The organism is Micromonospora sp. WMMD1219, from assembly GCF_049315215.1.
Lineage (GTDB): Bacteria > Actinomycetota > Actinomycetes > Mycobacteriales > Micromonosporaceae > Micromonospora > Micromonospora tulbaghiae.
The window spans coordinates 1235107-1258627 of record NZ_CP186057.1 but is presented as its reverse complement, the minus strand read 5'-3'; the positions used below and the strand labels follow the sequence as shown (position 1 = coordinate 1258627).

At 73.1% G+C, this 23521-nt stretch carries 23 protein-coding genes; 12 read left to right on the top strand and 11 right to left on the bottom strand.

What is annotated here, in order from left to right:
* Nucleotides 1–72 precede the first annotated feature (72 nt).
* The gene (locus tag ACN27C_RS05990; RefSeq protein ID WP_422750676.1) at nt 73–1029 is read left to right on the top strand and encodes a zinc metalloprotease; all 957 of its coding nucleotides are present in this window, start codon (nt 73–75) and stop codon (nt 1027–1029) included.
* 56 nt (nt 1030–1085) lie between these two features.
* Here the strand turns inward: ACN27C_RS05990 and ACN27C_RS05985 are convergent, their stop codons facing one another.
* Nucleotides 1086–2765 (bottom strand): DNA repair helicase XPB, encoded by a 1680-nt coding sequence (locus tag ACN27C_RS05985; protein WP_350816728.1) that lies wholly within the window; start codon nt 2763–2765, stop codon nt 1086–1088.
* 194 nt (nt 2766–2959) lie between these two features.
* On the opposite strand from ACN27C_RS05985, the gene ACN27C_RS05980 reads away from it, so the two are divergent.
* Nucleotides 2960–3835 (top strand): L,D-transpeptidase family protein, encoded by an 876-nt coding sequence (locus ACN27C_RS05980; RefSeq protein WP_422750675.1) that lies wholly within the window; start codon nt 2960–2962, stop codon nt 3833–3835.
* 123 nt (nt 3836–3958) lie between these two features.
* Entirely contained in the window at nt 3959–4195 is a 237-nt protein-coding gene (locus ACN27C_RS05975) for a hypothetical protein (RefSeq protein ID WP_091414684.1), read from the top strand.
* Nucleotide 4196: 1 nt separating this feature from the next.
* Here the strand turns inward: ACN27C_RS05975 and ACN27C_RS05970 are convergent, their stop codons facing one another.
* On the bottom strand, nt 4197–6662 hold the full coding sequence (locus tag ACN27C_RS05970; protein WP_422750674.1) for a helicase-associated domain-containing protein: 2466 nt from the start codon (nt 6660–6662) through the stop codon (nt 4197–4199).
* 37 nt (nt 6663–6699) lie between these two features.
* On the opposite strand from ACN27C_RS05970, the gene ACN27C_RS05965 reads away from it, so the two are divergent.
* Together ACN27C_RS05965 and ACN27C_RS05960 are read left to right on the top strand one after the other, a co-directional pair.
* The gene (locus ACN27C_RS05965) at nt 6700–7323 is read left to right on the top strand and encodes an HAD family hydrolase (RefSeq protein ID WP_422750673.1); all 624 of its coding nucleotides are present in this window, start codon (nt 6700–6702) and stop codon (nt 7321–7323) included.
* Between the two features lie 28 nt (nt 7324–7351).
* Nucleotides 7352–7738 carry a cold-shock protein gene (locus ACN27C_RS05960; protein WP_026267952.1) on the top strand — a complete coding sequence of 129 codons (387 nt, stop codon included), beginning with the start codon at nt 7352–7354 and terminating at the stop codon, nt 7736–7738.
* Here the strand turns inward: ACN27C_RS05960 and ACN27C_RS05955 are convergent.
* A complete protein-coding gene (locus ACN27C_RS05955; protein WP_422750672.1) occupies nt 7699–8529 on the bottom strand; it encodes a 1,4-dihydroxy-6-naphthoate synthase in 831 nt (276 codons plus the stop codon). The two genes, ACN27C_RS05960 and ACN27C_RS05955, sit on opposite strands and share 40 nt — an antisense overlap.
* A gap of 34 nt (nt 8530–8563) precedes the next feature.
* On the bottom strand, nt 8564–9274 hold the full coding sequence (locus ACN27C_RS05950; RefSeq protein ID WP_120572000.1) for a TetR/AcrR family transcriptional regulator: 711 nt from the start codon (nt 9272–9274) through the stop codon (nt 8564–8566).
* Nucleotides 9275–9390: 116 nt separating this feature from the next.
* On the opposite strand from ACN27C_RS05950, the gene ACN27C_RS05945 reads away from it, so the two are divergent.
* Nucleotides 9391–10374, top strand: a complete 984-nt coding sequence (locus ACN27C_RS05945; RefSeq protein WP_422750671.1) for an NAD(P)-dependent alcohol dehydrogenase — start codon at nt 9391–9393, stop codon at nt 10372–10374.
* Nucleotides 10375–10432: 58 nt separating this feature from the next.
* Here the strand turns inward: ACN27C_RS05945 and ACN27C_RS05940 are convergent, their stop codons facing one another.
* Both ACN27C_RS05940 and ACN27C_RS05935 read right to left on the bottom strand, forming a co-directional pair.
* On the bottom strand, nt 10433–11119 hold the full coding sequence (locus ACN27C_RS05940; RefSeq protein WP_422750670.1) for a futalosine hydrolase: 687 nt from the start codon (nt 11117–11119) through the stop codon (nt 10433–10435).
* Nucleotides 11116–12732, bottom strand: coding sequence for an MFS transporter (locus tag ACN27C_RS05935; RefSeq protein ID WP_047892540.1), 1617 nt, complete (start codon nt 12730–12732; stop codon nt 11116–11118). The genes ACN27C_RS05940 and ACN27C_RS05935 overlap by 4 nt, the downstream gene beginning before the upstream one ends.
* 87 nt (nt 12733–12819) lie before the next feature.
* Between ACN27C_RS05935 and ACN27C_RS05930 the strand changes: the two genes are divergently transcribed.
* The gene (locus tag ACN27C_RS05930) at nt 12820–13659 is read left to right on the top strand and encodes a DUF3027 domain-containing protein (RefSeq protein WP_120571996.1); all 840 of its coding nucleotides are present in this window, start codon (nt 12820–12822) and stop codon (nt 13657–13659) included.
* A 4-nt stretch (nt 13660–13663) separates the two neighbouring features.
* Here ACN27C_RS05930 and ACN27C_RS05925 read toward each other — a convergent pair whose 3' ends face one another.
* Nucleotides 13664–13927, bottom strand: a complete 264-nt coding sequence (locus tag ACN27C_RS05925; RefSeq protein ID WP_047892542.1) for a DUF2530 domain-containing protein — start codon at nt 13925–13927, stop codon at nt 13664–13666.
* 94 nt (nt 13928–14021) lie between these two features.
* On the opposite strand from ACN27C_RS05925, the gene ACN27C_RS05920 reads away from it, so the two are divergent.
* The 5 genes from ACN27C_RS05920 (at nt 14022) to thpR (ending at nt 18510) form a co-directional block, all read left to right on the top strand.
* Complete coding sequence (locus tag ACN27C_RS05920; RefSeq protein WP_121686351.1) at nt 14022–15503, top strand: NCS2 family permease; 1482 nt, start codon at nt 14022–14024, stop codon at nt 15501–15503.
* A gap of 61 nt (nt 15504–15564) precedes the next feature.
* The gene (locus tag ACN27C_RS05915) at nt 15565–16014 is read left to right on the top strand and encodes a MarR family winged helix-turn-helix transcriptional regulator (RefSeq protein WP_194798891.1); all 450 of its coding nucleotides are present in this window, start codon (nt 15565–15567) and stop codon (nt 16012–16014) included.
* Nucleotides 16015–16082: 68 nt separating this feature from the next.
* The gene (locus tag ACN27C_RS05910) at nt 16083–17369 is read left to right on the top strand and encodes an MFS transporter (RefSeq protein ID WP_358171143.1); all 1287 of its coding nucleotides are present in this window, start codon (nt 16083–16085) and stop codon (nt 17367–17369) included.
* 75 nt (nt 17370–17444) lie between these two features.
* The gene (locus ACN27C_RS05905) at nt 17445–17954 is read left to right on the top strand and encodes a hypothetical protein (protein WP_013283716.1); all 510 of its coding nucleotides are present in this window, start codon (nt 17445–17447) and stop codon (nt 17952–17954) included.
* 4 nt (nt 17955–17958) lie between these two features.
* Nucleotides 17959–18510 carry an RNA 2',3'-cyclic phosphodiesterase gene (gene thpR, locus ACN27C_RS05900; RefSeq protein WP_422750669.1) on the top strand — a complete coding sequence of 184 codons (552 nt, stop codon included), beginning with the start codon at nt 17959–17961 and terminating at the stop codon, nt 18508–18510.
* 159 nt (nt 18511–18669) lie between these two features.
* Here the strand turns inward: thpR and ACN27C_RS05895 are convergent, their stop codons facing one another.
* The 4 genes from ACN27C_RS05895 to ACN27C_RS05880 form a co-directional block, all read right to left on the bottom strand.
* Nucleotides 18670–19656 carry an aldo/keto reductase gene (locus ACN27C_RS05895; RefSeq protein ID WP_120571993.1) on the bottom strand — a complete coding sequence of 329 codons (987 nt, stop codon included), beginning with the start codon at nt 19654–19656 and terminating at the stop codon, nt 18670–18672.
* Between the two features lie 63 nt (nt 19657–19719).
* Nucleotides 19720–20808 (bottom strand): septation protein SepH, encoded by a 1089-nt coding sequence (gene sepH / locus ACN27C_RS05890; RefSeq protein ID WP_120571992.1) that lies wholly within the window; start codon nt 20806–20808, stop codon nt 19720–19722.
* A gap of 191 nt (nt 20809–20999) precedes the next feature.
* The gene (serC, locus tag ACN27C_RS05885; protein WP_357827011.1) at nt 21000–22127 is read right to left on the bottom strand and encodes a phosphoserine transaminase; all 1128 of its coding nucleotides are present in this window, start codon (nt 22125–22127) and stop codon (nt 21000–21002) included.
* Between the two features lie 249 nt (nt 22128–22376).
* Nucleotides 22377–23483 (bottom strand): citrate synthase 2, encoded by a 1107-nt coding sequence (locus ACN27C_RS05880; RefSeq protein WP_422750668.1) that lies wholly within the window; start codon nt 23481–23483, stop codon nt 22377–22379.
* Nucleotides 23484–23521: the final 38 nt, after the last annotated feature.

The following is a 23521-nucleotide window of genomic DNA, read 5'->3' as shown; positions in this document are numbered from 1 at the left end:
ACGACGTCATCGATCCGCAGCTTTGACAACCCCGCGTCGGTACTCCTTTCATGCCTCTCGAAAGGTGCAACGATGCACAGGAAACCGACGATCCACCTGGCAGTGCTCGTCGCTGCCGCCGCCACCTTCCTGACCGCCGGCGGAGCCCCCGTCGCGGCCACGGCCGCACCCGTGACCGCCTCGCCCGCCGCTGGGTGCGAGCCCGGCGCCGACCACCACAGTGCCGCCCGGGTGCGCGAGGGCGCCACCGCCAAGGAGCCCGCGCTCTACTCGACGAACGAGGCGGAGGCGTACGGCGTCATCAAGGACTCGCCGCGCCTGGCAAACGGCAGCGTCACCGTGCCGACGATCTTCCACATGATCTCGGACCACGAGCTGAGCGCCGCCGAGAAGGCCCGCTGGAACACGCTCATCTCGGCGCAGATGACGGTGCTCAACGACTCGTTCGCGGGTCGTACGGCGGCCGACGCGTCGGACACGCCGTTCCGCTTCTCGCTCGTCGACACCACCTGGACCGTGAACAGTGCCTGGTACACGGTGGTGCCGGGCAAGAACGAGCGGGACATGAAGAAGGCGCTCTACACCGGCGACTCCCGCACCCTGAACGTCTACGCGGCGAACATCGGTGACGGCCTGCTCGGCTGGGCGTACTTCCCGAAGGGCTACAACAACGGCCGCGACTACATCGACGGCGTGGTGATGCTCGACGAGTCGATGCCGGGCGGCACGGCCGGCAAGTACGCGCTCGGTGACACGCTGACCCACGAGGTCGGGCACTGGCTGATGCTGGAGCACACGTTCGCGCACGGCTGCTCCGCGTCCGGCGACTTCGTGGCGGACACGCCGCGTGAGGCGGCGCCGCAGTTCAACTGCCCGATCGGGGCGGACACCTGCACCGCGCCGGGTCTCGACCCGATCCACAACTTCATGGACTACACGCAGGACTCCTGCATGAACATGTTCACGCCGGGCCAGGCCGACCGGATGAGCGACGCCTGGGTCGCGTTCCGCGCCAGCGGCAAGGGCTGACGATCGCGAGACCGGGCGGGCCGCACCACGGCGGCCTGCCCGGCCGCGTACGCCGGTCAGTCGACGGTCGGCAGCTTCGGGCCGAGGACGTCGTCGGCGTCGACGATGGTGTACGCGTACCCCTGCTCGGCCAGGAACCGCTGCCGGTGCGCGGCGTACTCGGTGTCGATGGTGTCCCGGGAGACCACGGTGTAGAAGTGCGCCTGCCGGCCGTCCGCCTTCGGGCGCAGCACCCGGCCCAGCCGTTGCGCCTCCTCCTGCCGGGAGCCGAACGTGCCGGACACCTGGATCGCCACCGCCGCCTCGGGGAGGTCGATCGAGAAGTTGCCCACCTTGGAGATGACCAGGGTGCGGATCTCGCCGGAGCGGAACGCGTCGAACAGCCGCTCGCGTTCCTTGTTCGTGGTGGAACCCTGCACGATCGGCGCGTCCAGGTATTCGCCGAGCTGGTGCAACTGGTCGAGGAACCCGCCGATGACGAGGACCTGCTCGGACGGGTGCCGGTCCACCAGGGCCCGCACCACAGGCAGCTTGGTGCGCGCGGTGGCCGCCATCCGGTAGCGCTCCTCCGCCTCCGCCGTCGCGTACGCCAGCCGCTCGGCGTCGGTGAGCGTCACCCGTACCTCGGTGCACTCCGCCGGGGCGATCCAGCCCTGCTGCTCGATGTCCTTCCACGGCGCGTCGTACCGCTTCGGGCCGATCAGGCTGAACACGTCGCCCTCCCGGCCGTCCTCGCGTACCAGAGTCGCGGTGAGGCCGAGCCGGCGGCGGGCCTGGAGGTCCGCCGTGAAGCGGAAGATCGGCGCGGGCAGCAGGTGCACCTCGTCGTAGACGACCAGGCCCCAGTCGCGGGCGCCGAACAGGTCCAGGTGGGTGAACGCGCCGCCGCGCCGCGCGGTGAGCACCTGGTACGTGGCGATGGTGACCGGGCGGATCTCCTTGCGCTCGCCCGAGTACTCGCCAATCTCCTCCTCGGTCAGCGACGTGCGGGCGATCAGCTCCCGCTTCCACTGCCGTCCCGCCACCGTGTTGGTGACCAGGATCAGCGTGGTCGCCTTCGCCTCGGCCATCGCCGCCGCCCCGACGAGCGTCTTGCCGGCGCCGCAGGGCAGCACCACGACGCCGGACCCGCCGGCCCAGAACGCCTCGACGGCCTCCCGCTGGTACGACCGCAGCGTCCACGGCTTGCCGCCGTCGGAGCCGGACTCGGCCAGCTCGATCGGGTGCGCCTCGCCGTCCACGTACCCGGCGAGGTCCTCGGCCGGCCAGCCCAGCTTGAGCAGCGCCTGCTTGAGCCGCCCCCGCTCGGACGGGTGCACCGCGACGGTGTCGTCGTCGAGTTTCGCGCCGAGCATGCCGGCGAGCTTCTTGCTCTTGGCGACCTCGATCAGCACCACCCGGTCCAGGGCGCGCAGCACCAGGCCGTGCACGGGGTCGTTGGCGAGCTGGAGCCGGCCGTACCGGTCCATCGTCTCGGCCACGTCGACGAGCAGGCCGTGCGGCACCGGGTAGCGCGAGTACTTGATCAGCGAGTCGACGACGCCCTCGGCGTCGTGGCCGGCGGCCCGGGCGTTCCACAGGCCCAGCGGCGTGAGCCGGTAGGTGTGCACGTGCTCGGGGGAGCGTTCCAGCTCGGCGAACGGCGCGATCGCCATCCGGCACGCCTGCGCGTCGGGGTGATCCACCTCCAGCAGCAGCGTCTTGTCCGACTGCACGATCAGTGGTCCACCGCTCACGCCAGCGTCCTCTCGCATCGCCCGGAACCCCGGAACCTCGCGGCCCGGCACCCGTCGCCACCCGGGCTGACCTGCCGCGGGCCGACCATCCAGTGTTGCACGCCGGAGGGTGCGGCAAAAAAGTCTCGCTGGACAGGCAACGTCATACTCGTCCCACACGTCTAGCTAGCGGGACGACTGTCCAGGGAGGGCCCATGCAGCGTGTCCGGTTTCTCGCCCGGGCCACCGCCCTGGCGTTGGTCGTGCTGGTCGGTGTCGGCGCCTGTGCGCTCGATCCGCAGGCGGAAGGCGCCGGGGAGAGCACCCCCGGCCCGGTCGGGCTGACGGAGGGAGCATCGGGGGCGAGCGCGTCGCCCACGCCGGAACAGCCGGTCACGTCCCCGTCGGCGCAGCCGAGCCGGACGGCCTCGCCGAAACCCTCCCGGTCGCCCGGGGCGACGAAGACGACGAAGCCCGCGCCGAAGCCGAGCGCGTCCGCCGGGTGCCCGCAGGGGGAGCACCAGCGGGCCGTGGAGACGTACCTGACCCGGCTGGGCGGCTTCGGGACGCTGACCGTGGACGGCGAGCAGTCCCCCGCCGACTGTGCCGCGATCAAGAAGTTCCAGATCCGGTACGGGATCAGCCCGTCCTCCGGCCGCGCCGGCCCCACCACGTACGACGTGGCGAAGCGGCTCGCCGCCACCGACACCGCGCGGTGCAACGCCGGTTCCCGGCTCACCTTCTGCGTCGACCTGACCCGGCAGACGGTCTGGGCGACGCGCGGCGGGAAGGTGGTGATGGGACCGACAGTCACCCGCACCGGCATGTCCGGCTACGCCACCCCCGCCGGCACGTACTCGGTGGGCCGGAAGAACCCGCGCGAGTGGTCCAACCCGTACGAGGTGTGGCTGCCGTACTGGCAGCAGTTCAACGGCGGGATCGGCTTCCACGAGACCACCACCTACCTGCACAACGGCGCGATCGGTTCGCACGGCTGCGTGAACCTGCTGCACCGTGACGCGGTACGCCTGTGGGAGCTGGGCTCGGTCGGCACCCGCGTGGTCGTGATCGGCCGCCGCCCCGGCACCTGAGCGCGCCGGAACTCGTCCCACCCGTGACCGGAGCGCCCGGATCAGGGTTTTAACCCCTGTCCGCGCGCTCCGGTTGGTGTAACCCTGGAAGCCGGGTCCATGCCGGGACGGGGAGGGACTGTCATGACCGTTGACCAGGACGTGCTTCCCGAGGACGAACGGACGCGGCAGCAGGAGGTGCCCACGGCGGTCCTGCTCGCCTACGCGGCCGCCGCCGCGGGGGTGTTCGGCTGGTTCCTGTTCGGGCTGCTGGTGCAGCAGCAGGGCTTCGTCGACTCGGTGGGCGAGTCGGCCGGTGCCGCGTTCGCGTTGCTGCTGGCCGTGTCGGTGATCGGCACGCTGCGCCGCAACGGGGAGTAGCTCACTCCTCCAGCACGGCGGCCGTGATCCGGTGCAGCGCGAACGTGTGCAGCATCTCCGTCCGGTCGTCCTCGGCGCGCAGGTAGCCGGCGCCGATGGACACCGGGCGGACCAGCCGGGACGCGGTCGCCCCGTGTGCGTCGACGTAGCCCACCCAGACCAGCGCCTTGTCCCGTACCGCCTGCTGGAGCACCGCCAGCGCGTCGCCGTGCCCGGATACGGGGGTGGGACCACCCGTCGTCGCCGGGGCGCCGCGGACCACCGCCGGGGCCCGCCGTGCCGCCCGGGCCGCCGCCTCGCCCCGGCGGATCTGCTCCACCACGCCGAGCAGGCGGGGCATCGGCAGCTTCGGCGTGGCGAGCGGATCCACCGCACGGCCGATCGCGGTACGGGCCGGTGCCCGCCGGGTCTTCGTCCGCGCCAGCACCATCGTTCCGCTGGCGTCCTCGGGCACCGGGGCGTACCCGGCGTCGCGCAGCGCGGTGAGCATCCGGTTGACCTGGTACGGGGTGACCAGCACCGTGGGCGCGAGCCGGCGGAACGCCAGCGGCTCCAGTCGCCGGTCCGCCTGCACCTCGGTGAGCAGCGCCTCGTCGTCGCTGCGCACGTACGCGCCGGCCGACCCGACGCGCAGCCCGCCGTGCTTGCGGGCCACGTCGTCGACCAGATAGGTCAGGCCCTGCGGGACCGGGGTACGCGACCGGCGGCGGAACAGCGCGTGCAGGTCGTCGGCGGTGTAGCCGGCGTCGAGCGCCCGCCGGATGCTCGCCGTGGTGACCCGGTGCACGCTGGCTCCGCCCGCCGACTCGTGCTCGGCCACCACGTCCAGCTCGGCGGCGAGCGCGGGGTCGGGCGGGCCGGGCACCACCACCGACAGGTCGGCCTGCACCAGTACGTGGTCGACCGGTGCGGGCAGCAGCCCGTCCAGCGCCCGTACGGTCGTCGACGCGTCGCCCGACTCGGCGTCGGAGCGCAGCCCGAGCGGGTCGTCCCCGCGCTCGTCGGCCTCGGTCAGCTCGGCGAGCAGCAGCCGCCCGTACGAGGTGAGTGCGCCGAGCCCGGTCACGCCCAGCGTGGCGGCCTCGGCGAGCACCTCCCGGTGCGCCGCCTCACGCCCCCGGGCCCGCCGGGGCGCGCGCCAGTCCAGCAGCTCCAGCACCTCGTCGGTGGTCGGCGCGGTTCCGGGCGGCAGGTCGGCCAGCACGGCCAGCACCGCGCGCCGGGCGGCCGGCGCGCCGGCCCGTTCCGCCTCGGCGGAGAGCACCGAGATGGGCCGGTCCCGGTCGTCGCGCTGCCCGATCAGGCCGGCCTGGCGGGGCATCGACATCCAGGCGCGGGCGAGCTGCTCCCAGCGTTGGGCCAGCGACACCGCACGCCACACCTCGTACCCGCCGGTGGGCAGGATCTGCTGGTCGCCGCCGTACCGGGTGGTGGCCGCACCGGTCAGCTCCATCTCGCCGGTCAGCCCGGCCGCGTACGCCACCTCGAACAGCAGCGCGGTAGTCGGCTCGTCCAGCCCGAGACCACGGGCGAGCCGCCGCAGGTCGCGTACGCCGACGCCACCGGAACGCAGGACCGGTGCCGGTTCCGCGGTCAGCGCCTCCAGCATCGCCTCGGTGTGCCGGACCACCTCCATGGTCTGCCCGGCCCCGGCCGAGTCGACGGACTTGACCTCTCGCGGCGGGCCGGACACCACCGGCGGGCCGGTGCGCAGCGGGCCGAGCGGACCGGCGTCGCGGCGCAGCACCAGCCCCACCTCGCGGGGCAGCTCGACGGTGCCGTTGCGGCCGCCGGACATCCGGACCAGGAGCCGGTGCTCGACCAGCCAGCGGATCGGGGAACCGGTCGGCGCTCCGCCGTTGACCAGGTCGGGTGGCAGCACGTCCTCGGCGCCGGTGGCGGGGGCCTCCAGCGCACCGGGCGCGACGGTCCCGACCGGCGGCCCGGCGGCGAGCCGGTCCAGGACCGCCCGGGCCGAGGGCGGCGCGGACAGCAGCGTCCGCCGCAGCTTCGCCGGGTCCGCGCAGAGCGCCGCCGCGCGCGGGTCCAGCTCCGCCGCCGGCCGACCCAGCCCCGCCGGGTACGGGGACACCTCGTCGATGCCGCCGGCCACGCACAGGTCGTGCTCGGGGCCGTACAGCAGGAACCGGGCCCGGAGCCGGTCGACGGCGGCGCGGACCGCCGTCGGTGCGGGCGGCTGCGGCCCGGCGGTGGCCATGGCCAGGATCTGGTCGGTGGAGGTGGCGCCCTCGGGGCTCCGGGTGAGCCGGGCGGCGTCGAGTATCTGGAGGGTGAACTGGTCCAGCCCGTCGAGCGCCCGGGCCACGGAGACCCGGGACTGGGCGCGCAGGGCGAGGGCGGACACGTCGGCCGGCACCGGCACGACGAGGTCGGGCCGCAGCTGGAGCAGGGCGGCAAGCGACTCGTCGGGGAGGGCCCGCAGGTGGTCGGCGAGTGAGGTGGTCATCGTCGTACCACGCTAGCCCGCTGGGTAGGTTCTCGGCATGTCTCCGCTGATGGTCGGCTTCGACCTCGACATGACCCTGGTCGACTCCCGGCCCGGGATCGCCGCCGCGTTCCGGGCACTGACCGCGCGCACGGGCGTGCACGTGGACGGGGAACTGGCCGTGTCCCGGCTGGGCCCGCCGCTGCGTACCGAGCTGGCGCACTGGTTCCCGCCGGAGCGGGTGGAGGAGGCGGTGACGCTCTACCGGGAGCTGTATCCGGCGTACGCGATCACCCCGACCGTGCCGATGCCCGGTGCGGAGGCCGCGTTGCGCGCGGTGCACGCGCGCGGCGGCCGGACGATGGTGGTGACCGCGAAGATGGGCCGGCTGGCGAAGCTGCACCTGGACCACCTCGGGCTGCTGGTGGACGAGCTGGCCGGGGACGTGTTCGCCGAGCAGAAGGCGGTCGCGTTGCGCGAGCACGGCGCCACGCTCTACGTGGGTGACCACGTGGCCGACATGGCCGCCGCGCGGGCCGCGGGAATCCCGGGCGTGGCAGTGGCGACCGGCCCGTGCCCGGCCGCCGAACTGACCGAGGCCGGGGCGTACCTGGTGCTTGATGATCTCGTCGAATTCCCGAGGGCGCTGGACCGGATCATCGGGCTAGCCTTGGAGGGGTAGACGGTTCGAGTGGAGCGGGGTTCAACAGGTGCCGACGGGTCGAGTGAAGTGGTACGACGCCGCCAAGGGGTACGGGTTCGTCACCAGTGACGAGGGTGGCGACGTGTTCCTGCCGAAGGGCGCGCTACCGGCGGGTGTCGCCGACCTGAAGGGTGGCCAGCGGGTCGATTTCAGCGTGGTCGACAGCCGGCGGGGCGCCCAGGCGATGGGGGTCAAGCTGCTGGAGGCGCCGCCGTCGGTGGCGGAGCTGCGCCGCCGGCCGGCCGAGGAACTCCACGGCCTGGTCGAAGACATGATCAAGGTGCTGGAGGCGAAGGTCCAGCCGGACCTGCGCCGGGGTCGCTTCCCGGATCGGAAGACCGCTCAGAAGATCGCTCAGCTGGTCCACGCGGTGGCGCGCGAGCTGGAGGTCTGAGGGACGAGCCCGGCGTCGGCGGCCCGGCCCAGCAGCGCCTCCACGGCGGCGACGCCGGCCTCTCCCAGGTCGGCGGTGAACTCGTTGACGTAGAGGCCGATGTGCCGGTCCACCACGTCGGGCTCCATCTCCTGCGCGTGCGCGAGGACGTACTCCCGGCTGGCCTCCGGGTCGGCCCACGCCTGGCGTACCGACTCGCGGATCCAGGCGGCGGCCTCGACCGGGTCGACGGCGCCCCGGCGGGCCAGGATCGCGCCGAGCGGGATCGGCAGCCCGGTGTCGCCCTCCCACCACTCGCCCAGGTCGACCAGCGCGGTCAGCCCGTGCCGCGGGTAGGTGAAGCGCGCCTCGTGGATGACCAGACCCGCGTCGTACCGGCCGGCGGCCACGCCCGGCATGATCTCGTGGAACGGCACCACCTCGATGCGCGCCGGGGCCTGGTCGGCCGCCCACAGGCGGAACAGCAGGTACGCGGTGGTCCGCTCGCCGGGCACCGCCACCGTCGCGCCGGACAGGTCGGTCCGGTCACCCCGGGTCAGCACCAGCGGGCCGCAGCCGCGGCCGAGCGCGCCGCCGCAGGGCAGCAGGTGGTAGTCGTCGAGCAGCCACGGCAGCGCGGCGTAGCTGACCTTCACCAGGTCGAACGCCCCCCGCTCGGCGGCGGTGTTGGTGACGTCGACGTCCGCGTATGTCACCTCGACCGCCGGTGCGCCCGGCACCCGCCCGTGCACCAGGGCGTCGAAGACGAACGTGTCGTTGGGGCAGGGGGAGATCGCCAGGGAGAGCGCCACGGTCCCACCGTAACCCCGGCGTCCGGCTGACCCGTCACCCCGTCCGGTGTGACGTCCAGCCGTCCCGGTGCAGCCGCTCGATGCCGTCCAGCAGCAGGTCCAGCGCGAACTCGAACTCGTACTGGTCGTCGCAGCCCGGCCCGACGACCGAGTCGCCGTCGTGGGACGCCGCGGTGGCGACGGCCGCGAGGTTGGGGAACCGGGCGGCCACCTCCGGCGGCAGGTCGGCCGGCGCCTCGGGCACCGTCGCACCGGACCGGCCGGCCTGGCGGGAGGCGTCGAACAGTTCCTGGCTGAAGCCCAGCACCCGGCTGCCCAGCGCGTGCATGACGTGGTGGGCCAGGTCGGTGGAGAACCCGCCCGCCCGCAACGCGCCGACCGTCGAGTCGAGGTACGCGAGCACGGCCGGTGTGGCCATGGTCCGGGACTCGATCGCCAGCGACGCCCAGGGGTGGCGGAGCAGCATCTGTCGCGCCGACAGGACGCGCCGGCGGATCGCCTGCTTCCAGTCGCCGGCGGCCGGCGGGTCGATCTCCTCGACGACGATGTCGATCATTCCGTCGAGCAGTTCGTCCTTGTTGGCGACGTGCTTGTAGAGGGCCATCGGCACGACGCCCAGGTCCTGCGCGAGGTTGCGCATGCTGAGCGACTCGATCCCGGTCTGGTCGGCGAGCGCGACGGCGGCACGCAGGACGCGGTCCCTGGTCAGGGGTGCCCGGCGCACCGTCTCCACCTGCTCAGCCATGTCGTCCCCAGTCCACCCGGCGGCCGTTGACACAGTAACCGCCTTGACGGGTATACGGCGTACACCTAGCCTGGTCCCATCACGGTGTACGCCGTACACCTGGGAGGGAGCGGGACATGAAGGCGATCGTCCAGGACCGGTACGGCCCCCCGGAGACACTCACGCTCGCCGACGTCGAGACGCCCGAGCCCGGCCCCGGTGACGTCCTCGTCCGGGTCGAGGCCGCCGCGGTGAACGCGTACGACTGGCACGTCATGCGCGGCGACCCCCGGCTGTCGCGGCTGGCGCTCGGCCTCGGGCGGCCCCGGGCCCGCGTCCGTGGCCGCGACTTCGCCGGCCGGGTCGAGGCCGTCGGCACCCAGGTGCGGCAGGTACGCCCCGGCGACGCCGTCTTCGGCGACCTCGGCGAGGCCGACGGCGCGTTCGCCGAGTACGTGCGCGTACCCGAGCACCTGGTCGCGCCGCGGCCGGCGAACCTGGCGCCGGCGCAGGCGGCGGCCCTGCCGCTGGCAGGCGTCACCGCGCTCCAGGGGCTGCGCGACGCCGGGCAGGTCCGGCCCGGTCACCGCGTCCTGATCAACGGGGCGTCGGGCGGCGTCGGCACGCTCGCCGTCCAGCTCGCGAAGGCGCTCGGCGCGACCGTGACCGGCGTGTGCCGCACCCGCAACGTCGCGCTGGTCCGCTCACTCGGCGCGGACCACGTGGTCGACTACACCCGCGACGACTTCACCCGCGTGGGGGACCGCCACGACGTGGTGTTCGACCTGGTCGGCAACCGCTCCCTCACGGCGTTGCGGCGGGCACTGACGCCTTCCGGGACGCTCGTGCTCTCCGGCGGCGGCGTCTACCGCGGCGGCAGCCTGCTCGGCCCGATCGGGCTGCTGGCCCGCGGACGGCTGACGGCGCCGTTCGTCCGGCAGCGCGTCGTCGTCCTCGCCACCTCACCCGGCCGGGCGCACCTCGACGCGCTCCGCGAGCACGCCGAGGCGGGCCGCCTCACCCCCGTCGTCGACCGCACCTACCCGCTGCACGACGTGCCCGACGCCGTCCGCTACCTCGAAGGCGAGCACGCGCGCGCCAAGGTCGTCATCACGGTCTGAGGCTCCGCTGTCCCCAGCCCGGCGGGTTGTCCACAGGCTTGTCCACAGGTGGACAAGATCAGTGGAGGGCGGCAGCGGCGGCGGTGAGCGCGGCGAACGCCTCGCGCATGCGCCACGCGCTCCGGTCGCGGGGGCCGATCGGGTTGGAGACGGTCCGCAGCTCGGCGAAGGGCACACCGGCCTGGGCGGCGGCGACCCCCACGCCGTACCCCTCCATGGCCTCGGCCACCGCCTCCGGGTGCCGTTCGGCGAGCGCCGCGGTGCTGGCGGCGGTGCCGGTCACCGTGCTGACGGTGAGCACCGTGCCGACCGTGGCCCCCGGCAGCGCGGCGCGCAGACGGGCCAGCAGGGCCGGATCGGCGAGCACGGTCCGGCCGCCGCCCAGCAGCTCGAGAGGCATGCCGAGATCCTCCACCGGGATGAAACCGGCCGGCGACTCGGCGCCGAGGTCGGCGGCGACGCTGCGGTCGGCGAGCACCGTCCCGCCCACAGCGACCCGGCCGGCGAACCCGCCGGCGATGCCCGCGCTGACCACCGCCCGGTACGGCCGCCCGGCCGCCTCGGCCAGCGCCAGCAGCCGTGCCGTGGCGGCCCCGGCCACGGCCGGGCCGACCCCGACCGGCAGCACCGTCACGTCCGGCGGCACTGTCCCGTCCGGCGGTGCCGGTGCGGTCGATGCGGCGAGGCCGGCACGGATCGCCTCGGCCTCGGCCGGTACGGCCGTGACCACGAGCAGACCGGTCACGCCACCGGCCCCCGGGGATCGCGCCGCTCGGTGTCCTCGACGCCGCCGGGCCCGCCCACCGATGAGGACGGCCGGTAGATGTGGAAGCCGGGCGGGGCCAGCCCGTCGTCGTCCGGCGGCGGGCCGGAACGCTGGGGCGCCGGTGACGTGGGCGCCGGATCGTCGAACGAGGTGGCGGCCGGTTCCTCGGCCCGGGTGGCCTGCTCCGCCGCCAGCTCCTGGTCGCCGAGCGGACGGCCGACCAGGTGCTCACCGCGCAGCTTGCCCGCGACCAGCACTCCGCGTACGGCCACCAGCGCGGCCACCGCGGCGGCGACCGTCACGCCGATCAGCCCGGTGAACGGCACCAGCCCGAGCCCGCCCCCGGCCACGAACGCCAGCATCAGCGCGGTCTCCGAGTGCGCGAACGAGCTGGCGCGCAGCCGCTCCGGGATGCGTTCCTGGATCGAGGCGTCCACGGCGAGCTTGGCGATCCCGCTCATCATCGCGGCCACCAGGCAGAGCAGCGCCACCATGGGCAGCGAGAACTTCAGCGCGGCGAGCACCGCCACACCGGCCACCACGATCGTGCCGCTGGACTGGAGCGCTGTCGGCCGGTGGATGCGCAGACGGGTGCCGATCGCGGTGGCCAGGAACGTGCCGACCGCCAGCGCGCCGCCGACCAGGCCCAGCGCGCCCTGGGCGCCGAGGTCGCGGCCGAAGAAGTCGGTGGTCAGGTCACCGGCCTTGATCGCGAAGGCCAGGAACAGCAGCAGGAAGCCGTAGAGCCCGCGCAGCGCCGCCGCGCCGATCAGCGTGGCGATCACCAGCCGGCCGCTGGGGCGGCCCCGGCCCAGCGGGCGCTCGCCGTCGCGGCGGCGCATCGCGCGCAGCGGGTGCGGCATCCGCTCCGGCGGCTCGGAGTCGGCCTTCGGCGGCAGCCGCAGCGAGATCACCATGCCGATCAGGAAGATCACCGAGGCGACCCGCAGCGGCCACTGCGGCCCGAACCAGAACGCGGCCAGCCCGATCGGCGCGACGAGCGCCCCGGCCACCGTGCCGTAGACGCTCGCGCGCGCCCCGACCTGGGACAGCCCGAGCCCTTCGGGGAGCAGCCGGGGGACCGCCGCCGAGCGGGCCACCCCGTACGCCCGGGAGAGCGCGAGCACGCCGAACGCCGCCGGGTAGAGCCCGAAGCCGCCGATGTAGTCGGAGATCAGCCAGGCCAGGAACGCCCGGCCGAGCATGGTGGTGGCGAGCGCGTACCGCCGGCCGTGGCGGAAGTGGTCGAGCAGCGGGCCGACCACCGGGGCGAGCATGGCGAACGGGACCATGGTCACCAGCAGGTAGAGGGCGACCTTGTTGCGCGCCTCGCCCAGCGGCACGTCGAAGAAGATCGTCCCGGCCAGGCCGATCGCGATGAGCGTGTCACCGGCGCAGGAGAGCGCGTGTAGGTCGAACAGGCGGACCATGCCCACCTCGTTGCCGGCGCTGCGGGCCCGGGCAGTGCCGGCCCGCCGGGTCATCCAGCGCCCGCCGTGCAGCGAGCCCCGCAGCAGCAGCCTGGTGGCGCGGATGCCGGTGCCGACGGTCCGCCCGAGGAAGGAGCGGCCGGAGCGGGAGGACAGCGCCATGCGTCCCATCCTCGCCCATCCTTTCCACGTGCGCCGCATCACCCGGAGAGAATGACTCCGGGGAGTGCCTGTCGCCCGTGGACGGGCATGGGGAACAATGGTCCGGTGACCAGGCCCGCCTCCGCCCGCGCTCCCCGGCTCGACCAGGTCTGCGCCGCCGCCGTCGAGGTGGCCCGCGACGCGATCACCGAGGTGGAGCCCACCGACATCGGTGATCATCTCCAGGCGGTCGCCGAGGGCGACCGGGTCGTCACCCACTACTTCGAATGCCGGATGGCCGGTTACCGCGGCTGGCGCTGGGCCGTCACGGTGACCCGGGTGCCGCGCAGCCGGCACGTCACGATCTGCGAGACGGTGCTGCTGCCCGGCCCGGACGCGCTGCTCGCTCCCGGCTGGCTGCCCTGGCAGGAGCGGCTCAAGCCGGGCGACCTGGGCCCGGGCGATCTGCTGCCCACCCCGGCCGACGACGAGCGGCTCGCCCCCGGCTACCTGCTCTCCGACGACCCGGCAGTGGAGGAGACCGCCTGGGAGCTGGGCCTGGGCCGGCCCCGGGTGCTGTCCCGCGAGGGCCGCGCCGAGGCCGCCCAGCGCTGGTACGACGGCGACCACGGCCCGGACGCCGCGATCTCGGTCGCCGCGCCGGCCGCCGCCCGCTGTGGCACCTGCGGCTTCTACCTGCCGCTCGCCGGTTCGCTGCGCCTGGCGTTCGGCGCCTGCGGCAACTTCTACGCCCCGGACGACGGCCGCGTGGTGAGCGCCGACCACGGGTGCGGCGCGCACTCGGAAACGATGATCGAGTCGGCCGAGACGCCCGTCGACGAACTGCCCACCGTCTACGACGACAGCGCGGTCGAGGCGATGACCGTCAGCCGGGCCCCGGGCTCGGTGGAGGCGGCCGAGCCGGCGGAGCCGTACGGCCACCCCTGACGGGTCAGCGCTGTCGCTGCGCGGCAGCCGCGCGCCGGCGACGCCGGTTGGCGTCGTGCCGCATCATCACCGCGAGGCCGGGAAAGCCCCACAGGAAACCGGCCAGGCAGGTCCAGAGCCAGTTCTGACGCCCGGATTCGGTGAGCCAGTCCCGGAAGAAGACCAGTAGCACCAGGCCGGCCACCGCCCAGGCGATCAGCCCGGCGACGGCGAACGGCACCATCGGCGGGTCGAGCGGCTCCGGCCGCGGCTGTTGCTCCTGTGACACCGGCCCAGCGTACGTGATCGTTCTTCCCTGTCCGCCAGGTGATCTGGGACGATGCGCGCGACAAAACCCGGCCGATGACCTAGATGAGGACCCCATGTCCATTGCTCCGCCGCCGGATCACGGCACGCCGCCCGATCCCGCGCACCCACGAAACGCCTTCGACCGCTTCTTCCTGATCTCGGCGCGCGGGTCGACGCTGAGCCGGGAGCTGCGAGGCGGCTTCGCCACGTTCTTCACGATGGCGTACATCGTGGTGTTGAACCCGCTGATCCTCGGCAGCGCAGAGGACAAGTTCGACAACACCCTGGCCATCCCGGCGCTGGCGGCGGCGACCGCGCTGGTGGCCGGTGTGATGACCATCCTGATGGGTGTGGTGGCCCGGTTCCCGATCGCGCTCGCCGCCGGCCTGGGCGTGAACGTGCTCGTCGCCAAGGAAATCGCGCCGTTGATGACCTGGGCGGACGCGATGGGCCTGGTGGTCATCGAGGGTGTCCTGATCGGCATCCTGGTGCTCACCGGCCTGCGTACGGCGGTGTTCCGCGCGGTGCCGACCCAGATCAAGACCGCGATCGGCGTCGGAATCGGTCTGTTCCTGACCATCATCGGCCTCGTGGACGCCGGCTTCGTCCGCCGCATTCCGGACGTGGCGGACACGACGGTGCCGGTCGAGCTGGGTATCGGCGGCAAGATCGCGAGCTGGCCGATGCTGGTCTTCGTGGTCGGCCTGCTGGTCACCCTGGTCCTGGTGGTCCGCCGGGTCCGGGGCGCGATCCTGATCGGCATCCTGGCCTCCACCGTGCTGGCCATCGTGGTCGAGGCGATCGCCAACATCGGCCCGTCCTTCGTCGACGGCAAGCCGAACCCGAAGGGCTGGGCGCTGAACGTGCCCGAGTTGCCCAAGCAGATCGTGGACCTGCCCGACCTGTCGTTGCTGGGCCAGTTCAACGTACTGAACTCGTGGAGCCGGGTCGGCTGGCTGGTGCCGCTGATGTTCGTCTTCACGCTGCTGATCACGGACTTCTTCGACACCATGGGCACGATGGTCGCGATCGGCCAGGAAGGGGACATGCTCGACGAGACGGGCACCCCGCCGAAGGCCAAGGAGATCCTGCTGGTCGACTCGATCGCCGCCGCCGCGGGTGGCGCGGCCTCGGTGTCCAGCAACACCTCGTACATCGAGAGCGCCGCAGGTGTCGCGGAGGGTGCCCGGACCGGTGTGGCCAACCTGGTCACCGGCGGGTTGTTCCTGCTCGCCATGTTCCTGGCGCCGCTGTCGCTGATCGTGCCGTTCGAGGCCGCCTCGACGGCGCTGGTGGTGGTCGGCTTCCTGATGATGACGGCGGTCCGCACTATCGACTGGACCGACTACGAGATCGCCATCCCGGCGTTCCTCACCATCGCGCTGATGCCGTTCACCTATTCGATCTCGAACGGCATCGGGGCCGGCGTGATCAGCTTCGTGCTGCTGAAGGTGGCCAAGGGTAAGGCCCGCGAGGTCCACCCGCTCCTGTACGGGGTCGCCGTGCTGTTCATCGTGTACTTCCTGCGCGGGCCGGTCGAGTCCGTGTTGCTCTGACGCTGGTGAGCCTGGTCATAACGCATGTCGTTAGCCAGGCTCATTAGTTAAGCTAACGAGTGTGACGGAGCGGACGGTGACGGCGAAACGCGTGCCACCGGCGCAGCTGGCGCCTCAGCTGCGAGATGCGATCACCCGGCTCAACCGGCGGGTCCGACAGGCCCGGCCGGTCGGCGACCTCACGGTCACCCAGCTGTCGGCGCTCACCAGCCTCAATCTGGCGGGCGCCCTCACGCCACGGGAACTGGCTGATGTCGAACGGGTGCAGCCGCCCACGATGACGAAGATCGTCGCGAAGTTGGAGGAGCGCGGCCTCGTGCAGCGCACTCCCCATCCGACCGACGGACGGCAGGTCATCCTGGCGGCGACCGAAGGGGGACGGGCCGTACTCGACCAGTTCGAGCGGGCCCGCAACGAGTGGCTGGCCACCCGGCTGGCCGCGCTGACCGAGGACGAACGCGAAACGCTACGGCGTGCCGCGGAGATCCTCCAGGGCATCGCTCGCGCCTGACACCGCCGCCCGCGGTTCGCTTCGTCAGCTGTGGATGAAGCGTACCGACGCAAGGAGGCGCACCTAGAGTGCAGGCCAAGCTGAGCACGATGTTCCAGTCCCTACGAGTCCGTAACTACCGGCTCTTCGCCACCGGACAGCTGATCAAACTGATCGGCGTCTGGATGATGTTCATCGCCCAGGACTGGCTCGTCCTCGAGCTCAGCGACAACTCCGCGACCGCGCTCGGCGTGGTCACCGCGTTGCAGTTCACGCCCGTACTCCTGCTCACGCTGCTGTCCGGCCGGCTCGCCGACCGCTACGACAAGCGGATGCTGCTCTTCGTCGCCAACGCGTTCTGGACCGTGCTCGCGCTGGCCATGAGCATCCTGGTCCTCACCGGCCTGGTGCAGCTCTGGCACGTCTTCACGTTCGCCGCCCTGCTCGGCGTGTCCAACGCGGTCGAGACGCCGGTCCGGCAGGCGTTCGTCTCCGAGCTGGTCGGCATGCCGCTGCTGCCGAACGCGCTCTCGCTCAACGCGGCCGTGTTCAACTCCGCCCGGATCGTCGGCCCGGCCGTCGCCGGCCTGGCCATCGCCGTCGTCGACGTCGGCCCGGTCTTCCTGGTCACCGCGCTCAGCTCGATCGCCCCGCTGGTGAACGTGGTCCGGATGCGTACCGACGAGCTGCACCGCAAGGAACTGCCGCCGGTCGGCGAGCGGGACCAGGCCCGGGTGGTCGACGGCCTCCGGTACGTGGCACGACGCCCCGACATCCTGCTGCCGATGGTCCTCATGTCGGTGATCGGGATGAGCCTGTTCAACTTCCAGCTCACCCTCGCCGCGCTCGCGAAGACCGTGTTCAACACCGGCGCCGCCTCGTTCGGCCTGTTCAGCACCGCGCTCGCGGCCGGTGCGCTGGTCGGGGCGCTGGCCGGCACCGGACGGCGCAGCCGGCCCTCGGTCTGGCTCGTGCTCGGTGCCGCGATCGGCTGCGCCGTCTTCGGCACGCTCGTCGGGCTCGCCCCGGCGTACTGGCTGGTCGTGACGCTGCTGCTGCCCGCCGGGTTCTTCATGATCTACTTCGCCCAGGCCGCCAACCAGCGCGTCCAGCTCGGTGTCGACGCCGCCTTCCGGGGACGGGTGATGGCCCTGTGGGTGCTGGTGTTCCTGGGCACCAACCCGGTCGGCGCGCCGCTGATCGGCTGGGTCGCCGAGACGTACGGCGCGGGCGCGAGCATCTGGGCCGGCGGTCTGATCTCGCTCACCGCCGCGCTGCTGGCGCTCACCTGGCAGCTGCGCCGCTCCGGCGCCCGGCTGCGCATGCGGGTGCTGCCGATGCCCCGCTTCTACGTGGTGTCGCCCGGCGCCAAGTAACGCCGATAGCCGGTCGTACCGGCCCGATTACCCAAACGGGTGGCGGGCCGGTGCGGCAGGGCTTAGCGTCGATGTGTGGAAGTGGGGCAGGGACTGCTGCTGGCGCTGGCGATCCTCGCCGTCTGCTGCCTGCCTGCCCTGTTCGCGCTGCTGTTCTGCGCCGACGAGATCATCGATCGGGTCGCCTGCGGATGGGCCGAGTGGCGGGAGCAGCGACGGGAACGCCGCACCATCGCGCGGCTCGACCGGGCCATCGAGGCCGAGGCGCTGACCCGCGACATCGACCTCACCGAGTTCGACAAGGACGGCCGCCGCCCGCTGGAACAACTCGCCACCGACCTGCGCCGGCTCGGCGGGCACCGGCTCGCCGCCGCCGACCGCAGCGTGGTGTGGCACGGCGCGGTCATCGAGGCGTACGACGAACGGCTGCGCGCCGCCTGCCACGCGCTCGGCATCGCCGAACACCTGGCCGAGCTGGACGGCGTCGACCGGGAGATCGAACGGGTACGCGTCGAAGGGCTGCTGCACGCCGCCGGGCTGACCCTGCCGGCCGCCCGCGCCGCGCACCACCAGCGGCACCGCTGACCGGGTGCGTCTCTTCGCGGCGATCTACCCGCCTGCCGTGGCGGTCGCGGACCTGACCGCCCGGATCAAGGGCCTGCGGGTCGCGTCCGCCCGCCACGCCCGGCTCGCCGACCCGGCGAACCTGCACCTCACGCTCGCCTTCCTCGGTGAGGTGCCGGACGTCCGGCTGCCCGATGTGGAGTCGGCGCTCGCCTCGGCCGCCCGGTCGGGCCGCTCCCCGCGGCTACGCCTCGCCGGTGGCGGCAGTTTCGGTTCGGGCAGGTCCACTGTGCTCTGGGTGGACGTGCGCGGCGAGGTCGAGGCGCTCGACGCGCTCGCCCGGTCGATCCGCGACGGGCTGCGCGAGGCCGGGCTGCCCTGCGACGACAAGCCGTTCCGGCCACACCTGACCGTCGCCCGCCCCGGCGACCGGGTGCCCGAGTCCGACCTCCGCGCCGACCTGGCGACCCTGGGCGACTACTCCGGCCCGGACTGGCCCGCCGACCGCCTGACCCTGGTCCACAGCAACCCAGGCCCACCCACCCGCCACACCCGAGTCACCACCTGGCCCCTCTAGCCCGCCCCCGCCCCGCCCTCTCCCTCCGCCCTCTCCCTCGCCCGCGATCTTGCAGTTTGTGCCCGGGCAAAACACCCGAACCGCCCCGAGCGGGGGCGCAAAGTGCAAGATCAACGGGGCGAGGGCGAGGGGTGAGGGCGAGGGGCGCAGGGCCGGGGTTTACCAGGCCCAGGCCTCGGGGCCGGGGCCGCCGTTGCCCACGGGCGGGAACAGCTCGTCGAGGCGGGTGAGGGTGGGCTCGTCCAGGTGGACGTCGAGGGCACCCAGGTTGCGGTCGAGCTGGTCCATGGTGCGCGGGCCGACGATCGGGGCGGTCACGCCCGGGCGGGACAGCAGCCAGGCCAGCGCCACGTCGGCCGGGTCGTGGCCGAGGTCGGCACAGAGCTTCTCGTACGCCTCGATGGTGTTCCGGTGCTCGGCCAGCGCGTCGGCCGAGCGGCCGGTGGTGCCGCGCGCCGCGCTGCCCTCGGCCATCTTGCGGATGATGCCGGAGAGCAGCCCGCCGTGCAGCGGCGACCAGGGGATGATGCCCAGCCCGTAGTGCTGGGCGGCCGGGACGACCTCCAGTTCGACGTGTCGGGTCAGCAGGTTGTAGATCGACTGCTCGGAGACGAGGCCGAGGAAGTTGCGCTGTCCGGCGGCGGCCTGCGCCTGGGCGATGTGCCAGCCGGCGAAGTTGGACGAGCCGACGTAGATCACCTTGCCCTGGGCGACGAGCGTCTCCATCGCCTGCCAGATCTCCTCCCACGGCGTGGTCCGGGAGATGTGGTGCATCTGGTAGAGGTCGATCGTGTCGGTCTGGAGCCGGCGCAGCGAGTCCTCGCAGGCCCGGATGATGTGCCGGGCGCTCAGGCCCTGCTCGTTGGGCCACTCGCCCATCTTGCCGTACACCTTGGTGGCGAGGACGACCTTGTCGCGGCGCCCGCCGCCCTGCGCGAACCAGCGGCCGACGATGTGCTCGGTGACGCCCTCACCGAGCTTCCAGCCGTAGACGTTCGCGGTGTCGAAGAAGTTGATCCCGTGTTCGAGCGCCCGGTCCATGATGGCGAAGCTGTCCGGCTCGTCGGTCTGCGGACCGAAGTTCATCGTGCCGAGGCAGAGGCGGCTCACGGACAGACCGGTGCGTCCCAGGTTCGTGTACTCCATGCCTCCACCCTGGCACGCCGGCACTTCAAGTGCCTTGCCGACGAGCCAGGGTGGAGCGATGGATCAGGACGATTCGCGGGCCGCCGGGCCGGTGCCGAACAGCACGTCGTCCCAGCTCGGCAGCCGCTTGCGCGGCTTGCCGCCGGCGTCGGTGGACTCGGCGGCCGCACCGCCGGTCGCCGCCGCGGGGCCGGTGCGACGGGGCCGCAGCACGGCCAGCGAGGGTACGGCGGGGATCTCCTTCGGCGCGTCCGAGTCGTCGTCGAAGGCCGAACCCTGCCCACCACCGAGCAGCGCGGCGGCACCACCGGCGACGGCCCGCTGACGGGGCGCCTCCTGCCCGGCCAGCGCGGCCGGGGATCGGGTGTCGAGACCCCGCCCGGACGTGCCGCCGAGCGGCCGGTCCAGCGAGGCGAGCAGCGCGTCCCGGCCGGCGCGGATCGGGTCACGCCCCGGACGGGCGTGGTCGGAGGCGGCCGGCAGGCCGTGCCCACCCCGGCTCGGCTCACCGCGCGACGGGCCGGGCAGCGCGTGGCCGCCCCGCTCCGGCGCCGGCTCCTGGCCGAGGATCGGCGTGGGCCGCTCGGCGCACAGGTATTGCGCCATGTCGTCGTGCGGGGCGACGTTCTGCCGGGTCTTGTCCAGGTCCCACACCGCCTGCGCGGTGGCCTTGCCGGACGGCCAGGTCGCGATGATCCGCCAGGTGCCGTCGTCGCGGCGGTAGGCGTCCCACGAGATCTTCTCGGTGTCGATGCCGTGCTGGGCCAGCCGGCCGTTGACGACCTCGGCCAGCGGGGTCGGCTTCTCCGCGCCCTTGAGCCGGGTGCGGCGGGCGTGCTGGGCGAGCATGGCCCGCTCCTGGAGCACCGGGCCGGCGTAGCGCAGCACCCGGTCGACCGGCACACCGGCGATGCGGGCGACGTCCTCCGCGGACTCGCCGGACCGGATCCGGGCCTGGATGTCCCGTGGGGACAGCGACGGCGTCGGGTCGGTGGCGCTCGGCACCACCGCGAGCGGCGGGGCGCCCGGCTCGGCGTGCAGCGCCGACGCGATCCGCTCGTCGATGGGCAGCGCCAGCAGGCGCCCCACCTCGTCGGCGAGCACCAGGGCCTGGCCGTCCTCGGAGAGGGCGACGAAGCGTACTGGGCGCATGGGCTTGCCTCCGTCCCGCTTCGCTGGCCGTCACGCCACGGGAGCCGGCCACCCGGGCGTCTCGCACCACCGTACGCTCATCTACCCGCCGATGGGGACTGCGACACCCCGGCATGTCGTGACTGAGCTGCGGTAATGATCACGGTGGGTGGCCGCCGGAGCCCCGACGGCCACGCACCGTGACCAAGTGATCAGAGTCGCTCGACCACGTAGTCGATGGACGCGGTGAGCGCCTCGACGTCGGCCGGCTCGACGGCCGGGAACAGCGCCACCCGAAGCTGGTTGCGGCCCAGCTTGCGGTACGGCTCGGTGTCGACGATGCCGTTGGCGCGCAGCGCCTTGGCGATCGCCGTCGCGTCCACCCCGTCGGCGAAGTCGACGGTGGCGACCACGTTGGACCGCAGCGCCGGGTCCGACACGAACGGCGTGGCGAACGACGAGCGCTCGGCCCAGCCGTACACGATGCCGGCGCTCTCGGCGGTGCGCTTGGCCGCCCAGGCCAGCCCGCCCTGGGAGTTCATCCAGTCGGTCTGCTCCGCGGCCAGGAAGATGGTCGCCAGCGCCGGGGTGTTGTACGTCTGCTCCAGCCGCGAGTTGTCGATCGCGGTGACCAGGTCGAGGAAGGCCGGGATGTAGCGGCCCGACTCCTTGACCTCGGTGGCCCGGGCCAGCGCGGCCGGCGACATCAGGGCCAGCCACAGCCCGCCGTCGGAGCCGAAGCACTTCTGCGGGGCGAAGTAGTAGACGTCGGTCTGGGCGACGTCCACGTCCAGCCCGCCCGCGCCGGAGGTGGCGTCGACCAGCAGCAGCGAGCCCTCGTCGGCGCCCGCGACCCGGCTGATCGGCACCGCGACACCGGTGGAGGTCTCGTTGTGCGGGGTGGCGTAGACGTCCACGCCGGCCTCGGCCACCAGCGCCGGGGCGCTGCCCGCGTCGGACTTGCGGACGGTCGGCTCACCGAGGAACGGCGCGTCGGAGACCGACTTGGCGAACTTGGCGCCGAACTCGCCGAAGCTGGCGAACTGGGCCCGGTCGCGGATCAGGCCGAACGTGGCGACCTCCCAGAACGCGGTGGTGCCGCCGTTGCCGAGCACCACCTCGTACCCCTCGGGGAGGGAGAAGAACTCGGCCAGGCCGCGGCGCAGCCGGGCCACCTGGTCGCGGACCGTCTTCTGCCGGTGCGACGTGCCCAGGTAGCTGGTGGCGACGTCGGAGAGGGCGGAGACCGCGGCCGGACGGACCTTGGACGGGCCGCAGCCGAATCGTCCGTCGGCGGGCCTGATCTCGTCGGGAATCCGGATGGTCGGTGCGTCAGCCACGGTCTTGAAGATCCTTCCGCATGGGCGAGAGGTGAGCTGGCAGGGCGCGGACGATGTCCTGCCGCGTGGCGGCGGGCGTCCGAGCCCGTTCCGGCGACACTGCCACGGCCATCCTCGCACCTGCCCGGGCACGTCCGGCGGGCTGTCCCACCCCGGTCGGTGAGGCGTCCGCCACATGCGCGGCGTGCCGGTCCCGGAGATGCCGGAGCCCCGCTCCACCGGCTGGGGAACGGGGCTCCGGGCGAGACGTCAGACGCCGTGCGGGATGGCGTCCCAGCCCTCGACCTGCTGCGGCTTGCGCGGGCCGTGGCCGACGTACGTGGCCGACGGCCGGACCAGCCGCTGGAGCTTCTTCTGCTCCAGGATGTGCGCCGACCAGCCGCCCATCCGGGCGCAGGTGAACATCGAGGTGAACATGTGCGCCGGCACCTCGGCGAAGTCCAGCACCACGGCCGACCAGAACTCGACGTTGGTGGCGAGGACGCGGTCCGGGCGGCGGGCCTGGAGCTCGGCCAGCGCGGCCTTCTCCAGCGCCTCGGCGACCTCGAAGCGGGGCGCGCCCAGCTCCTTGGCGGTACGCCGCAGCACGCGGGCGCGCGGGTCCTCGGCCCGGTATACCCGGTGGCCGAAGCCCATCAGGCGCTCGCCGCGGTCCAGGACGCCCTTGACGTACCCGTCGGCGTCGCCGCTGCGCTCGACCGCCTCCAGCATGCTGAGCACCCGGGACGGGGCGCCGCCGTGCAGCGGGCCGGAGAGCGCGCCGATGCCGGAGGAGATGCAGGCCGCGGCGTCCGCGCCGGTGGAGGCGACGATCCGGGCGGTGAAGGTGGAGGCGTTCAGGCCGTGCTCGGCGGCCGAGATGAAGTACGCGTCGACGGCCTTGACGTGCCGCGGGTCGGGCTCACCCCGCCAGCGCTTCATGAACCGCTCGACGATGGTCTCCGCCTTGTCGATCTCCTTCTGCGGCACGGCCGGCAGGCCCAGGCCGCGTGCCGACTGGGCGACGAAGGACAGCGCGGTGACCGACACCCGGGCCAGGTCCTCGCGGGCCTGCTCGTCGGAGATGTCGAGAAGCTGGTTGAGCCCCCAGTACGGGGCCAGCATGGCGACCGCGGACTGCACGTCGACGCGGATGTCACCGGAGTGCACCGGCACCGGGAACGGCTCGGCCGGCGGCAGGCCCGGGCCGAACCGGCCGTCCACCAGCAGCGCCCAGACGTTGCCGAACGAGACCTGGCCGATCAGGTCCTCGATGTCCACGCCCCGGTAGCGCAGTGATCCCCCCGCGCGGTCGGGTTCGGCGATCTGGGTCTCGAAGGCTACGACGCCCTCCAGGCCCGGTTTGAAATCGGACATGTCGTCTCCTGGCTTCGGCTCGGCGCGCCCGGGCGGGC

Excerpts from the sequence above, each read along its gene's own strand:
- ACN27C_RS05990 (WP_422750676.1), top strand. The coding sequence starts at position 73 with ATGCACAGGAAACCGACGATCCACCTGGCAGTGCTCGTCGCTGCCGCC.
- ACN27C_RS05980 (WP_422750675.1), top strand. The coding sequence starts at position 2,960 with ATGCAGCGTGTCCGGTTTCTCGCCCGGGCCACCGCCCTGGCGTTGGTC.
- ACN27C_RS05975 (WP_091414684.1), top strand. The coding sequence starts at position 3,959 with ATGACCGTTGACCAGGACGTGCTTCCCGAGGACGAACGGACGCGGCAG.
- ACN27C_RS05970 (WP_422750674.1), bottom strand. The coding sequence starts at position 6,662 with ATGACCACCTCACTCGCCGACCACCTGCGGGCCCTCCCCGACGAGTCG.
- ACN27C_RS05965 (WP_422750673.1), top strand. The coding sequence starts at position 6,700 with ATGTCTCCGCTGATGGTCGGCTTCGACCTCGACATGACCCTGGTCGAC.
- ACN27C_RS05950 (WP_120572000.1), bottom strand. The coding sequence starts at position 9,274 with ATGGCTGAGCAGGTGGAGACGGTGCGCCGGGCACCCCTGACCAGGGAC.
- ACN27C_RS05945 (WP_422750671.1), top strand. The coding sequence starts at position 9,391 with ATGAAGGCGATCGTCCAGGACCGGTACGGCCCCCCGGAGACACTCACG.
- ACN27C_RS05935 (WP_047892540.1), bottom strand. The coding sequence starts at position 12,732 with ATGGCGCTGTCCTCCCGCTCCGGCCGCTCCTTCCTCGGGCGGACCGTC.
- ACN27C_RS05930 (WP_120571996.1), top strand. The coding sequence starts at position 12,820 with ATGGGGAACAATGGTCCGGTGACCAGGCCCGCCTCCGCCCGCGCTCCC.
- ACN27C_RS05920 (WP_121686351.1), top strand. The coding sequence starts at position 14,022 with ATGTCCATTGCTCCGCCGCCGGATCACGGCACGCCGCCCGATCCCGCG.
- ACN27C_RS05895 (WP_120571993.1), bottom strand. The coding sequence starts at position 19,656 with ATGGAGTACACGAACCTGGGACGCACCGGTCTGTCCGTGAGCCGCCTC.
- sepH (WP_120571992.1), bottom strand. The coding sequence starts at position 20,808 with ATGCGCCCAGTACGCTTCGTCGCCCTCTCCGAGGACGGCCAGGCCCTG.
- ACN27C_RS05880 (WP_422750668.1), bottom strand. The coding sequence starts at position 23,483 with ATGTCCGATTTCAAACCGGGCCTGGAGGGCGTCGTAGCCTTCGAGACC.